The sequence below is a fragment of the Blastococcus jejuensis genome (assembly GCF_039534705.1).
Classification (GTDB): Bacteria; Actinomycetota; Actinomycetes; order Mycobacteriales; family Geodermatophilaceae; genus Blastococcus_B; species Blastococcus_B jejuensis.
Genome location: NZ_BAAAVV010000006.1, coordinates 94,028 through 106,180 on the forward strand (window position 1 = coordinate 94,028; position 12,153 = coordinate 106,180).

Consider the following 12,153-nt stretch of genomic DNA (forward strand, 5'->3'; position numbering starts at 1 on the left):
GACGTCGGTGCGCGCTCACGCCGCGTCCTGCTGGACCTCGCTCGGCGGCACGAGGGCGTTGAGCTTCTGGCGGACGGCGCGGGGGCTGGTGCCGGCCTGGATCTCTGTGATGCCCTCGACGAGCAGTTCCATCTGGGCGGCCTGCAGGTCGCTGATGCGCGTGATCTTCGCGCCCATGGGCAGCCAGAAGATGTTCGCCGACAGCACCCCCCAGAGGGTCGCGACGAACGCGCCGGCGATCAGCGGGCCGAGCGACTCCGGCTTGTCGAGGTTCTCCAGGACGTGGATGAGGCCGACGACGGTGCCGATGATGCCGACCGTGGGCGCGTAGCCGCCCATCGCGGTGAAGAACTTGGCGCCGACCTTGTCCTCGGCCTTCTTCGCGGCGATCTCGCCCTCGAGGACGGCGCGCAGCTCCTCGGGATCGGTGCCGTCGATGCCCATCTGCAGGCCACGCTTGAGGAACGGGTCGTCGATCTGCTTGACCTGGGCCTCCAGCGCGAGCAGACCCTCCTTGCGGGCCTTCTCGGCGAGGCTGACCAGGGTGGCGATCCGGTCGGAGACCGGCGGCACCTTGGCCGGCATCAGCGCCTGCTTGAACCACGCGCCGATCTTCTTGACGTCGGACATCGACGAGCCGGCGATGGCCGCGCCGAAGGTGCCGCCGAACACCAGGATCATGGCGGGCAGCAGCACGATCGCCATCGGGCTGGACCCCTCCATGATCATCATGATCAGGAGGGAGACGGTGGCGAGGACGATGCCGATCAGAGTGGCCGGATCCACGGATCAGCGCTCCTCTCGACTCGGGAACGGGACGACCGAGGACAGCTCCGTCGGGGCCTCCGCCGTGGAGACGCCGCGGTACTCCCCGCGGTCCATCTCGTAGGAGGTGGCGAGGATGCCGGCGCGGTACTCCCGGATCTCCTGGAGCACCTCGTCCACGCTCTCCCTGACCACGTACTTGGTGCCGTCGACCAGGAACGCGACGGTGTCCGGATGCGCCTCGACCCGCTCGATGAGGTCGGGGTTCAGCGCGAACTGCTCACCGTTCAGGCGCGTCACACGGATCACGGTCGGTCCTCTGTCTCGGGGGTAGCCCGCGAAGGGCTGGAACGGCACTGTTCTCATCGGCTCAGCAGGGGCTTTCCTTGAGCCGAACGGCGGCGGGTGGCCGTCGGGGGGTGCGCGGCAACCGGCGCCGGAAACGGCGAGATCGCCGATCTCGCTCGCTTCCGACGTCGAAGACGAGCGAGATCGGCGATCTCGCCGCGGAGGGGAGGAGGTCCCCTATCAGCGCTTGAGGTTGACCAGGTCCTGGAGGATCTCGTCGGAGCTGGTGATCACGCGGCTGTTGGCCTGGAAGCCGCGCTGGGCGACGATCAGGCCGGTGAACTCCTCGGCGAGGTCGACGTTGGACATCTCCAGCGCCCCGGAGTTCAGGACACCGCGGCCACCGACACCGGCCTGGCCGACCATCGCCACACCGGAGTTGTCGCCGACCCGGAAGCTGGAGCTGCCGGCCTTCTCGAGACCACCGGGGTTGTTGAACGACGCGAGCGCGAGCTGACCGAGCGGCTGGCGCAGGCCGTTGGAGTAGACACCCATGATCGTGCCGTCGTTGCCGAGCTGGAACGACTGCAGCGAGCCCAGCGCGTAGCCGTCCTGCTCGGGGGCGGTGATCGTGTTGGCGCCGCCGAACTGGGTCAGCGCCGAGACGTCGATCGTCACCGGACCCGGCCAGCTGGGGTAGGTCGCGGCCGGCGGGGTGAACGGGGCGATGGTCCCGGGCGCCACCGGGGTGATCAGCGCGCCGGCGGCGTCGAACTCGACGATCTCGCCGGTCACCAGCGCGGCGCCGTCGGCGTGCACGACGTCGAGCAGCCAGGTGTTGGCCGCCGCGTCCTTGGTGAAGTTGTAGAAGACCTTCTGCGCGACGCCCTGGCTGTCGTACATGGTGACGCCGGTCTGCAGCGCGTCGCCGGTGGCTGCGGCGGCCGGCAGGTTGCCCGTCACCGAGCCCGCGGTCGTGGCCACCGGGTCCATGATCTGGCCGTAGGGCACCGAGAGGTCGCCGATGGGCCCGTTGGGGTTGATGACGCCGCTCGCATCGGCCATCCAGCCTTGCAGGACCGAGCCGTCGGGCGTGACGAGCTTGCCGGCGCCGTCGAAGTCGAACGAGCCGGCACGGGTGTACAGCTGCTCGGTGCCGGCGCGGGTGACGAAGAAGCCGTCGCCCTCGATCATGAAGTCGGTCGAGCGGCCGGTGGACTGGGTGGCGCCCTGCGTCCAGTTCGTGGTGATCGCCGCGACCTTCACGCCCAGGCCGACCTGCGCCGGGTTTGTGCCGCCGCGGTCCGCCGCGGGGGCACCGCCGGCGCGGATGACCTGCGAGAGGGCGTCCTGGAAGACCGTCTGGCTGGCCTTGTAGCCGACGGTGTTGACGTTGGCGATGTTGTTGCCGGTGACGTCCATCTTCGTCTGGTGCGCCCGGAGGCCGGAGATGGCGGAGAACATGGAACGGAGCATGGGGAGGAACTCCTCGGGGTGGTCGGGGTCGCCGGTCGGCGGGGGAGTGCGCGGGGCTGGACGGGTCAGGCGGTGGGCTTCACGGCGATCTCGGTGATGCGGCCGACCGGGACCTCGACCCCGCCGATGACGGCGACGGCCTCGCTGTTGCGGCTGGCCAGGCGGACGGAGGAGACCGTCCCCGTGACGGAGGCACCGGTCGAGTCGGTGTAGGTGGCCGAGCGCCCGACGAGGGCACCGGCGGTGGCGGACTCCTGGAGCACGAGCATCGAGGCGTTCTGGTTGACCAGCTGCTCGAGCTTCTCGACCTGGGAGAAGGTCGCCGTCTGCGCCATCATCTGGCTGCTGTCGACGGGGTTGGACGGGTCCTGGTAGCGCATCTGCGCGACCAGGAGCTTCATGAAGACGTCCTTGCCCATCTGGTCGGGACGGTCGACCTCCGAGGACGCCCCGGGGACGTACGTCGTCCCCGTGGTGCCGCTCACTGGACTGGTCATCGGTCGGTCAACTCCTTCTCAGACACGCACGTCCACGCCGGACGACGTGGTTCGCTGGGACGCCGGCGTCGGTCCGCCTGTGATATCGGCAGGCCCGGACCACGGTCGTGACCGGGAGTCGCCGCGGCCCTGCCCGCCGCGGTCCCCGAAGGCCTGCTGCCGGTCGGCCTGGCCGGCCGGCTGGTCGAACCGGGAGCCGCCGCCGTCGCGGGCGACCTCCGCCCGCGTGACGCTGAGCCCGGCCTGCTCGAGGTCGCGCCGCAGGTCGGGGAGGGCGTCCAGCAGGGCCGCGCGGCCGTGCTCGTGAGCACCGCGCAGGGTCAGGTCGAGGGCTCCCTTGCTGACCGTGACCTGGATCTCCACCGGCCCGAGGGTCTCGGGGGTCAGTACCAGGGTCATGGTGTGCGAGCCGTCGGGTGCGCCGCGCAGCACGGCCACGTGCCGGGCGACCTGGGCGCCGACCTGCTGCGCCGCGCCGGCGCCGGTGGCGCCGGCCGGGGCGGCGGTGGCGGTCGTCGTCGTCGCCGCGGCCGGGGCGGGCCCGACCGCGGTGGGAGCATCCGCGGTCGGTTCCGCGGTGGCCGCGGTGGGGGCGGGGGTCTGCGGGGTCGGGGTGCCCGCGTCGCCGGAGGACGCGCCGTCGGACGTGGCCGCACCCGCCGCCGGGACCGGGACCCCGCCATCGGCGGCCGTGGGTGCGGCCGCGGCGTCGGTGACCGGCGCCGCGGGCGGGGTCGGGGCCGCGACGGCGGGCTCCGTCGTCGGGGCCGTCGCGACCTCGGCCGCCGTCACGACCGTGAGCACCTCGACCGGCGACGGGGGCGCCGACGAGGCCGCGGTCACGGCCGGAGCCGGGGCTGCCGACGGAGTGGTGGCCGGAGCCACGGCCGTGGTCGGCGTGGACGGGGCCGGGGCGGCTGCGGCTGTCGCGGCCGGGGCGGTCGCAGCATCCGCGGGCGCTGCGGCCGGAATCGCGCCGGGCAGGGCGCCGGGGAGGGCGGGGGTGTCGGCGGGCAGCGCTGCAGCGGTGGGCGCCACCGCCACCGCGGGGGCGCCCTCGGTGAGTCCGCCGGCGACGCCCGGTGCGGCCGCCGCGGCGACCGTCGTCGCCGGCACTGCCGTCCCGGCCGCCGCCGCGGGCTCACCGGTGGCCGCCTCGGCGGACGTCGCGGCGGTCCCGCCCATGAGCAGGGCCCAGATGGCGGCGGGCAGGCCGGTGCGGCCCGGAGTCTGCTCGGTACCGCTCGGCTGCTCGGCGCTCTCGACGTCGGTGCCGTCGACCGCGGGGTCGGCGGTCGCCCCGTCGGGTGCGGTCGCGCCGTCGGGCCGGTCCGCGCGGTGGGCGGCACGATCGGTCCTGGCGGCGGCGCGGGCCGCCGCGTCGGTGGCCCGCGCCGCCGCACGCGAGGCTTTGTCCGCGGCGCGGTCGGCCGCGTCGGCCGCTTTGTCCGCGGCGCGGTCGGCCGCGTCGGCCGCGCGGGTGTCGGGGTCGCGCCGCTCGGACCGCCCATCGGGGACCCGGCGCCCGACCGGCTCCCGGCCACCGGCCAGCGCACCGTCCAGAGCGGAGGCGAAGCCGGCGGCACCGGCGGGATCGGGTCGGTCCTGGGCGCGGCCCGGCCGCGTCGAAGGCGCCGACTGCGCCACGGGAGTCGTCATCGGTAGGCCTCCGCCTTGCTCATCACGGCACGGACGTAGTTCTGGGTCTCGGTGTAGGGCGGGATGCCGCCGTAGCGGCTCACCGTCCCGGGGCCCGCGTTGTAGGCCGCCAGGGCCAGGTCGGTCGACCCGAACTGGCGGGTCAGGTTGCTCAGGTAGCGGGCGGCGCCGTCGATGGCCGACGACGGGTCGAGCGGGTTCACGCCCAGGCCCGCGGCGGTCGAGGGCATGAACTGCATGAGGCCCTGCGCACCGGCCGGGGAAACGGCCGAGGCGTTGAAGCTCGACTCCTGCGACGCCATCGCCGCCAGTAGCGAGGCGTCCACGCCGTGCCGGTTGGCGGCCTGGGTGAACAGGTTCGCGTACGGCACCCCGGCCAGCGCCGCGCCCGAGGCGGCCGGCACGGCGGCAGTGGCCTCGGGCAGCACGCGGCGGATGACCGTCGGCGTGCCGACGTCCTGGACCTTCACCGACTCACCGGGCTGCGGCGCGGCGATCATCTTCTCGTCACCGAGGTAGATGCCGACGTGGTCGATCCCGGGGCGCTCCGACGTGTAGTCGAAGAACACCAGGTCACCCGGGCGGGCGTCGGCCAGGGAGGCCACCGGCCGGCCCGCCGTCGCCTGCTGCGACGAGACGCGCGGCAGGTCGATCCCGAGGTTGCCGAACACCAGCTGGGTGAAGCCGGAGCAGTCCAGCCCCGTGCTCGGGTCGGTGCCGCCCCACAGGTAGGGCACCCCGATGTACTTCTGCGCCTCCGCGACCACCGCGGCCTCGGACGCGGTGGAGGGCGCGGTGCCCCAGCCCCCATCGGTCGAGCCGACGCCGTCCAGGCCGGCGGCGGACGCGGCCGACGCCCAGTTCGCCGTGCCCGAGCTGGACCGGACTGCGGGGTTGACGAGGAAGCGGGCCTGGATCTCGGCGATCCGGGACTGGACCGCGGTCACTCCCTCCACGGCACCTCCTCAGTCGCGGCCGCTGCCGATGCCGTGGCGCGCCCGGCCCGGCCGGTGACCAGGTCGTCGGCGGCGCGCTCCTCGGCGGCGGCCTCGGCGGTCGCCAGCACCTGCAGGTGGCGCTCCTTCAGCCGCTCCATGCCCTTGGTCCGCTGCGCCGCCGCCGTCCACTGCGCGCGCACCAGCTCGGCCTGCTCGGCCGTCGCGGTGGCCAGCGCTCGTGCCGCGGAGGCGTCGGTGGCCGCCGCCCGCAGGAGGGTCATCGCGGCGAGGAACGCACCCGACGGCAGCGACCGCGGCATCACCGCCGTCTCCAGCGCGGTCTCGTACTCGGTGGCGCGGCGGTCGGCGTCGGCCGCGGACTGCGCGGCCTGCGCGGCGGCCATGGCCGCCGCCCGCTCCTCGGTCTTCCGCAGCTCGAGGACCGGCTGCAGCCGGAAGGCAGCCCGCCTCACGAGCGCACGATCCGCTGCAGCCAGGCCCACGCCTCGGGGGCGGGGGTGGACTCACCCATCGGCTGCTGCAGGAACGCCTCGATCGAGGGGGCGAGCTGGCGGGCGCGGTCGACCAGGGCGTCGCTGCCGGTCTGGTAGGCGCCGATCTCGATCAGCTCCTTGACGTCGCGCAGCGCGCCCATGAGCCGGCGGATCTCGCGCGCGTCGGCCATCTGCGCCGGCGGAACGACGGCGGTGGCGACCCGGGAGATCGACTCCAGGACGTCGATGGCGGGGAAGTGGCCGACGGTGGCCAGCTTGCGGGTCAGCACGATGTGCCCGTCGAGGATGGACCGCGCGGTGTCGGCGATCGGCTCGTTGTGGTCGTCGCCCTCGACGAGCACCGTGTAGAGGCCGGTGATCGAGCCGGTCACGCCCGTGCCGGCCTTCTCCAGCAGCTGCGGCATCATCGCGAAGACACTCGGCGGATAGCCACGGGTCGCCGGGGGCTCGCCCGCCGACAGCCCGACCTCGCGCTGCGCCATGGCGGTGCGGGTGATCGAGTCCATGAGCAGCAGGACGTCGCGGCCCTGGTCGCGGAACGCCTCGGCGATGCGGGTGGCCACGAAGGCCGCCTTCAGCCGGACCAGCGGGGGCTCGTCGGACGTGGCGACGACGACGACGGTTCGGGCCATGCCCTCGGGACCGAGGTTCTCCTCGAGGAACTCGCGCACCTCGCGGCCACGCTCGCCGATCAGCCCGATGACCCGGACGTCGGCGTCGGTGCCGCGCGTGATCTGCGCGAGCAGGCTGGACTTGCCGACCCCGGAGCCGGCGAAGATGCCCAGGCGCTGCCCCTTGCCGCAGGGCACGAGGGTGTCGAGCGCGCGGACGCCGAAGGTCAGCGGCTCCTCGACGCGGGTGCGCGACAGGGCGTGCGGCGTCTCGCTGGCGAGGTCGACGTAGGACACCCGCGACCCCAGCGGCGGCCCGCCGTCCACGGGTCGGCCGAGGCCGTCGAGGACCCGGCCGAGCAGCGCCTCCCCGACGGGGACCTGCAGGGGCATCCCGGTGGCGCGCACCGGGGCGCCGGCGTGCACCCCGGAGAGGCTGCCGAGCGGCATGCAGGTCAGCCGTTCCCGTCCGACGGCGACCACCTCGGCCAGCAGGGACCGGTGGCCGGGGTCGACCTCGACCAGGTCTCCGACGGCGGCGGTGATCCCGTCGACCGACAGGGTCAGGCCCATCGCCCCGGTGACCGAACCGGTCACCTCGGGACGGGCCGCGGCGCGGGCGCGCGTGAGGAGTGCTGGAGGAAACGTCACGCGGACAGCACCTTCTGGACCCGCTCGAGGGCGGCCATCAGCTGCGCGTCGATCCGGCGCGCGCCGGTCTCGGCGACGGCGCCGGCCCGCTCCACGGTCGGGTCGCCGACGACGCGGACGCTGTCGGGCAGCTCGGCGATCGCCTCCGCGGGGATCTCGGCGAGGTCGTCGGGGTGCACGCGGACCACGGCAGGGGCGTCGGCCGGGCACAGCGTGAGGGCGCGCCGGACGGCGTCGAGCACGGGGGAGTCGGCCAGCGCCAGCTCCCGGCCGAGCAGGTCCTCGAGCAGGGTCAGCACGGTGCCGACGATGGTCTCGCGGACCTCGTCGGCGACGGGGAGAGCCGACTCGTCGAGCCGTGTGACGGCGGTGCTCAACGCGGCCGTCGCCGAGGCCAGCCGGCGTTCCCACCGGGCCTGCACCTCGCCCAGCCGTTCAGCGGCGGCCCGCTCGGCCTCGGCCACCACCGACTCGGCGGCGATCAGCCCCTCCGCGTGACCGGCGGCGAAACCCTCGGCGTGGGCCTGCTCCCGCAGGCGGGCGAGTTCGTCGGCGTACACGTCGCCGAGCCGGAAGGACGGGCCGCCGCCGTTGACCGGCTGGTCGGCGGCACGCCGGATCGTCGACCGCCGCTCGACGCTGGACGGCTCGTACTGCTGCTGGGAGGGCGTCTGGTACCGGGCCAGGGCGGGGGAGCCGGCGCGCAGCAGGACCCCCTCCCGCTCACGGGACGAACTCATCGTCGACTCCGCGTGAGATCGTCAGGATGCCCTGCTCCTCGAGGGTGCGGATCACCGTGACGACCTTGGCCTGCGCCTCCTCGACGGTGCGGGTGCGGACCGGGCCGAGCAGCTCGATCTCCTCGGTGAGGTTCTCCGCAGCCCGCTCGGACAGGTTCCGGACGACCTTGTCGCGGACGTCGGGCCGGACGCCCTTGAGGGCGGTGGCGAGGTCGTTGGCCTCGACCTCGCGCAGCACCAGCTGCAGGGACCGGTCGTCGATCGTGACGATGTCCTCGAAGACGAACATCTGCGAGCGGACCTGCTCGGCGAGCTCGGGGTCGCTGTTGTCGAGCCACTCGAGGATGGAGCGCTCGGTGGGCCGCGGCGAGCGGTTGATGATCTCGACCAGGGCCTCGACGCCGCCGGCGGTGCTCATGTCCTGGTGCGCCAGGATCGAGCCCATCCGTCGGCCCAGCTCCTCCTCGACGAGGCGGACCATCTCCGGCGACGTCCGGTCCATGGTGGCGATCCGGTGCGCGACCTCGGCCTGCTGCTCGGGCGCGAACCCGGACAGGACCTCGGCCGACTGCGCCGGGGGCAGGTGGGCCAGCACCAGCGCGATGATCTGGGCGTGCTCGTCCTTGAGGAACGTGACGAGCTGGCGGACGTCGGCATTGCGCAGCGAGGCGAACGGCACCTCGGTGTAGACCACGTTGAGCCGCGACAGGATGCCCTCGGCCTTGTCCTCGCCGAGGCCCGCCGCGAGGATCTCGCGGGCGAACTCGACGCCGCCGCGGCCGACGAACCGCTGGGCGGTCATGAGGCCGTGGAACTCGGTCAGGACGCCGTCGACGTCCTCGGGCTCGACCGAGCCCAGGCGCATCAGCTCGCGCGTCAGCGACTCGACCTCGCGGGGGCGCAGCTTGCCGAGCAGGATGCCGGCTTCCTCCTTGGACATCTGGGCGAGGAAGACCGCCGCCTTGCGCAGGCCGGGGAGCTCGGCGCGAGACGGGGCCGGCGTGGTCGCGGGCAGGGGGGCCGGGCCGCCGATCCCGACCAGCTGCTCCACCGATGCGATGCTCATGAGGCCTTGTTCTCGCTGAGCCAGCCGCGCAGCATGGCCGCGACCTCGTCAGGCTTCTCGCTGACCATCGTGGAGATCTCCCCCCGGACCCGCTGACGCTCCGCGGCCTCCAGCTCGGCCTGGCGGTTGTTGATGACCGGCGCCTCCTCGCGGCTGCTGGCGACGCGCAGGCGGTCGAGCTCGGCGAGCATGTCGTCGCTGAGCTCGAGGGGCTCGTAGTCCTCCTCGAGGTCACCGCGGCGCCGCGAGCGCAGCCACACGAGCAGGACCACCAGCGCGATGCCGGCGGCGATGCCACCCTGGCGGATCATCGACCACATCGCGTCGCTGGCCTCGGCCTCGCGGGCGGCCTCCATCTCGGCGGCCGCGGCGTCGGCCGCGGTCGTGTCGAAGGGCATGGTGGCGACGGTGATCTCGTCACCCCGCGCCTGGTCCAGCCCGACCGCCGTGGTCATGAGGTCCCGCATCTCCTGCTGGTTCAGGTTGCCGGCGACGGCCTCGTCCATGACCACGGAGATGGTCAGCCGGTTGAGCGCGCCGGGTGCGCCCTCGACGACCTCGACGGTCTTGTCGACGGCGTTGTTCGACGTGGTCGACTCCTTGTCGTAGGTCGAGTCGCCACCGGCGTTCGCCCCGGCGTCGGGCATGTTCTCCGGGCCGAGGACGCCGCCGACCGGGGTGCCGGAGCCGTTGTAGCTCTCGGTGGTGGTGCTCTCCGACAGCGGCGGGGTGTCGTTCTCGTACGTGTAGGTCTCCGACGTCGTGTTCCGCTGCGAGAGGTCGACGTCCGCGCGGACCGACACGACCGCTCGGCCGGGGCCGAGCACCCGGTCGAGGATCTGCTGCGCGTTCTCCGCCAGCCGGTCCTCGTACTCCTGCTCCACCTGCGAGCGGGCGTCGCCGGCGGCGGCGGTCTGGCCGCTGCCGGCGGCCGAGAGCACCTGGCCGGTGGAGTCGGTGACCGTGACCTGGTCGGGCTCCATGTCCTGGACGCTGGAGGAGACCAGGTTGGTGACCGCCTGGATCTGCTCGCCGGAGAGCTCGGTGCCCGCGGCCAGGTCGAGCAGCACCGACGCGGTGGGCTCGGCCTGCTCGGTCACGAAGACCTCGTCCTTGGGCAGCGCCACGTGGACGACGGCCTGGTTGACGCCGTCCAGCGCCTCCAGGGTCTTGGACAGCTCGCCCTCGAGCGCGCGCTGGTAGGAGACCTGCTGCTGGAACTCGCTGGTGGTGATGCCCTGCTCGTCGAGCAGCGCGTACCCGGTGTCCTGCCCGGCCGGCAGCCCCAGGCCGCTCATGGTCAGCCGCAGGTCGTAGACCGCGTCCTTGGCCACCATGATCGTGCTGCCGCCGTCGGCGAGCTCGTAGGCGGTGCCCTGAGCGTTCAGCTCGTCGACGATGGCCGAGGCGTCGGTCGAGGCGAGGTTCGAGAACAGCGGCGCCTGGGTGGGCGTGGTGATCCAGCTGTAGAAGTAGAACCCGCCGAGGAGCAGCCCGGCGACCAGAAGGCCGATGACGACCTTCTGCCCCAGGCTGATCGTTGCGAACGTGGAGCGGGCGCGCTCCAGCGTCCCGGCGAGTGCCGTCTTCATCAGATGGGCATCCTCATGATCTCGTTGAAGGCCGCGACGGCCTGGTTCTTGATGGTCACGACCATCTCCGTCGCGAGCTTCGCCTCGGTGCTGGCGATGATGTAGTCATGCACGTCCTTCAGGTCGCCGGTGGCGGCCTGCGCGGCCATCCCGTCGGCGGAGGCCTGGAGGCCCGCCATCCGGTCGAAGGACGACGCCAGGACGGCGGCGAAGCCGTCGGTGCCCTGCGCGGCCGGCGTGCCGGTCTGCGCGCCGGCCACACCGCTGACCGCGCCGATGCCGATGGGCGCGATACCGCCGATGGGGGAGGTCACGAGCCCACCTCGCTGGCGCTCGTCGGGCACGTGCCCAGAGGTGCTCTGCTCATGTGTGTCCTCGCAAGCTCGGCCACGGTTCAGCCCTTCCCGAGCTGCAGGGCAGCCTGGTAGGCGCTGGTGGCGCGCTCGATGACGGCGAGGTTGGCCTGGTAGCCGCGCTGCGCCATGAGCAGCTGGACCATCTGGTCGCCCATGTCGATGTCGGGGTAGCGGACGTACCCCTCCTCGTTGGCCAGCGGGTGGTCGGGCTCGTAGACGACCCGGCCCTGCGGGTCGCCGCCGAACTCGGCGCGGGCCACGCGGACGCCGCCCTCGCCCGACCCGTAGTCCACGGACTGGGCCACGATCAGCCGCTCCCGGAACGGTTCGGCGTCGTAGGGGTTTACCGTGTTGACGTTGGCCATGTTGTCGGAGACGGCATCGAGCCACTTCCGGTGCACCATCAGGCCGGAGCCGGAGATGCCGAGCGTGTCGAAGATGGCCACGTCACTGCGTCCTGAGCGCGGTGCGGATGGTGTTGTACTTGCCGTCGAGGGCGTTGAGCGCCAGCTGGTAGCGCAGGCCGGTCTCGGTCGCGATGACGGTCTCGGCGTCGAGGTTGACGTTGTTGCCGTTCGTGTTGGTCGGCTCCAGCGAGCGCAGGGTCGAGCCGCCGTTGATCGACGGGGTCTCCCCGTTGCGCAGTGCCCCCCGCAGCGACGACTCGAAGTCCACCCGGCCGGCCAGGAAGCCGGGGGTGTTGATGTTGGCGATGTTGTCAGCGGTGACTCGCTGGCGCTGGGCCAGGCCGCTGAGGGCCGCGTGCAACGCGGCAGGTGTGACGTCGCCGATCATGGAACAGGCCGGCTGGGGCAGCAGGACACGTTCGACCTCCGGGTACGCGGAAGGCACTCGCGAGCGAGTGCGGGGTCCGCCGATCCGTGGCGAAGTAGTGCTGTCCGTGCTCTTGCCTCATCGGCACATGGCGGTGAGGCCCTGACCGCATGTCCTCCACACGAGGGACGCCAGTGGCCGGGAGGGGTGCCGGTGACGGGTGTG

Annotated in this window: 14 protein-coding genes; all 14 read right to left on the bottom strand. The window is 73.0% G+C overall.

All coding sequences use genetic code 11. The features are described from left to right. Positions 1-15: 15 nt before the first annotated feature. Positions 16-786 (bottom strand): motility protein A, encoded by a 771-nt coding sequence (locus ABD644_RS13760; RefSeq protein ID WP_344689493.1) that lies wholly within the window; start codon positions 784-786, stop codon positions 16-18. A gap of 3 nt (positions 787-789) precedes the next feature. After that, on the bottom strand, positions 790-1,065 hold the full coding sequence (locus ABD644_RS13765; RefSeq protein WP_344689494.1) for a flagellar FlbD family protein: 276 nt from the start codon (positions 1,063-1,065) through the stop codon (positions 790-792). 228 nt (positions 1,066-1,293) lie between these two features. Then, positions 1,294-2,529: a flagellar hook protein FlgE gene (locus ABD644_RS13770; protein WP_344689495.1), complete on the bottom strand. Its 1,236-nt coding sequence runs from the start codon at positions 2,527-2,529 to the stop codon at positions 1,294-1,296. Between the two features lie 65 nt (positions 2,530-2,594). Further along, positions 2,595-3,026 (bottom strand): flagellar hook assembly protein FlgD, encoded by a 432-nt coding sequence (locus ABD644_RS13775; RefSeq protein WP_344689496.1) that lies wholly within the window; start codon positions 3,024-3,026, stop codon positions 2,595-2,597. Positions 3,027-3,044: 18 nt separating this feature from the next. After that, the gene (locus ABD644_RS13780) at positions 3,045-4,685 is read right to left on the bottom strand and encodes a flagellar hook-length control protein FliK (protein ID WP_344689497.1); all 1,641 of its coding nucleotides are present in this window, start codon (positions 4,683-4,685) and stop codon (positions 3,045-3,047) included. Then, positions 4,682-5,641 (bottom strand): transglycosylase SLT domain-containing protein, encoded by a 960-nt coding sequence (locus ABD644_RS13785; RefSeq protein WP_344689498.1) that lies wholly within the window; start codon positions 5,639-5,641, stop codon positions 4,682-4,684. The genes ABD644_RS13780 and ABD644_RS13785 overlap by 4 nt, the downstream gene beginning before the upstream one ends. Then, positions 5,629-6,096, bottom strand: coding sequence for a flagellar export protein FliJ (locus ABD644_RS13790; protein WP_344689499.1), 468 nt, complete (start codon positions 6,094-6,096; stop codon positions 5,629-5,631). The genes ABD644_RS13785 and ABD644_RS13790 overlap by 13 nt, the downstream gene beginning before the upstream one ends. After that, positions 6,093-7,400, bottom strand: a complete 1,308-nt coding sequence (locus tag ABD644_RS13795; RefSeq protein WP_344689500.1) for a FliI/YscN family ATPase — start codon at positions 7,398-7,400, stop codon at positions 6,093-6,095. The genes ABD644_RS13790 and ABD644_RS13795 overlap by 4 nt, the downstream gene beginning before the upstream one ends. Continuing rightward, on the bottom strand, positions 7,397-8,140 hold the full coding sequence (locus tag ABD644_RS13800) for a FliH/SctL family protein (protein WP_344689501.1): 744 nt from the start codon (positions 8,138-8,140) through the stop codon (positions 7,397-7,399). The genes ABD644_RS13795 and ABD644_RS13800 overlap by 4 nt, the downstream gene beginning before the upstream one ends. Beyond that, positions 8,124-9,206, bottom strand: a complete 1,083-nt coding sequence (gene fliG / locus ABD644_RS13805; protein ID WP_344689502.1) for a flagellar motor switch protein FliG — start codon at positions 9,204-9,206, stop codon at positions 8,124-8,126. The genes ABD644_RS13800 and fliG overlap by 17 nt, the downstream gene beginning before the upstream one ends. Beyond that, on the bottom strand, positions 9,203-10,798 hold the full coding sequence (gene fliF, locus ABD644_RS13810) for a flagellar basal-body MS-ring/collar protein FliF (RefSeq protein ID WP_344689503.1): 1,596 nt from the start codon (positions 10,796-10,798) through the stop codon (positions 9,203-9,205). The genes fliG and fliF overlap by 4 nt, the downstream gene beginning before the upstream one ends. Next, complete coding sequence (gene fliE / locus ABD644_RS13815) at positions 10,798-11,112, bottom strand: flagellar hook-basal body complex protein FliE (RefSeq protein WP_344689504.1); 315 nt, start codon at positions 11,110-11,112, stop codon at positions 10,798-10,800. The genes fliF and fliE overlap by 1 nt, the downstream gene beginning before the upstream one ends. A gap of 80 nt (positions 11,113-11,192) precedes the next feature. Further along, positions 11,193-11,600 (bottom strand): flagellar basal body rod protein FlgC, encoded by a 408-nt coding sequence (locus tag ABD644_RS13820; protein WP_344689505.1) that lies wholly within the window; start codon positions 11,598-11,600, stop codon positions 11,193-11,195. A 1-nt stretch (position 11,601) separates the two neighbouring features. Further along, a complete protein-coding gene (locus ABD644_RS13825) occupies positions 11,602-11,949 on the bottom strand; it encodes a flagellar basal body rod protein FlgB (RefSeq protein WP_344689506.1) in 348 nt (115 codons plus the stop codon). Positions 11,950-12,153 lie beyond the last annotated feature (204 nt).

Excerpts from the sequence above, each read along its gene's own strand:
- ABD644_RS13770 (WP_344689495.1), bottom strand. The coding sequence starts at position 2,529 with ATGCTCCGTTCCATGTTCTCCGCCATCTCCGGCCTCCGGGCGCACCAG.
- ABD644_RS13780 (WP_344689497.1), bottom strand. The coding sequence starts at position 4,685 with ATGACGACTCCCGTGGCGCAGTCGGCGCCTTCGACGCGGCCGGGCCGC.
- fliG (WP_344689502.1), bottom strand. The coding sequence starts at position 9,206 with ATGAGCATCGCATCGGTGGAGCAGCTGGTCGGGATCGGCGGCCCGGCC.
- ABD644_RS13825 (WP_344689506.1), bottom strand. The coding sequence starts at position 11,949 with ATGATCGGCGACGTCACACCTGCCGCGTTGCACGCGGCCCTCAGCGGC.
- ABD644_RS13775 (WP_344689496.1), bottom strand. The coding sequence starts at position 3,026 with ATGACCAGTCCAGTGAGCGGCACCACGGGGACGACGTACGTCCCCGGG.
- ABD644_RS13800 (WP_344689501.1), bottom strand. The coding sequence starts at position 8,140 with ATGAGTTCGTCCCGTGAGCGGGAGGGGGTCCTGCTGCGCGCCGGCTCC.
- fliF (WP_344689503.1), bottom strand. The coding sequence starts at position 10,798 with ATGAAGACGGCACTCGCCGGGACGCTGGAGCGCGCCCGCTCCACGTTC.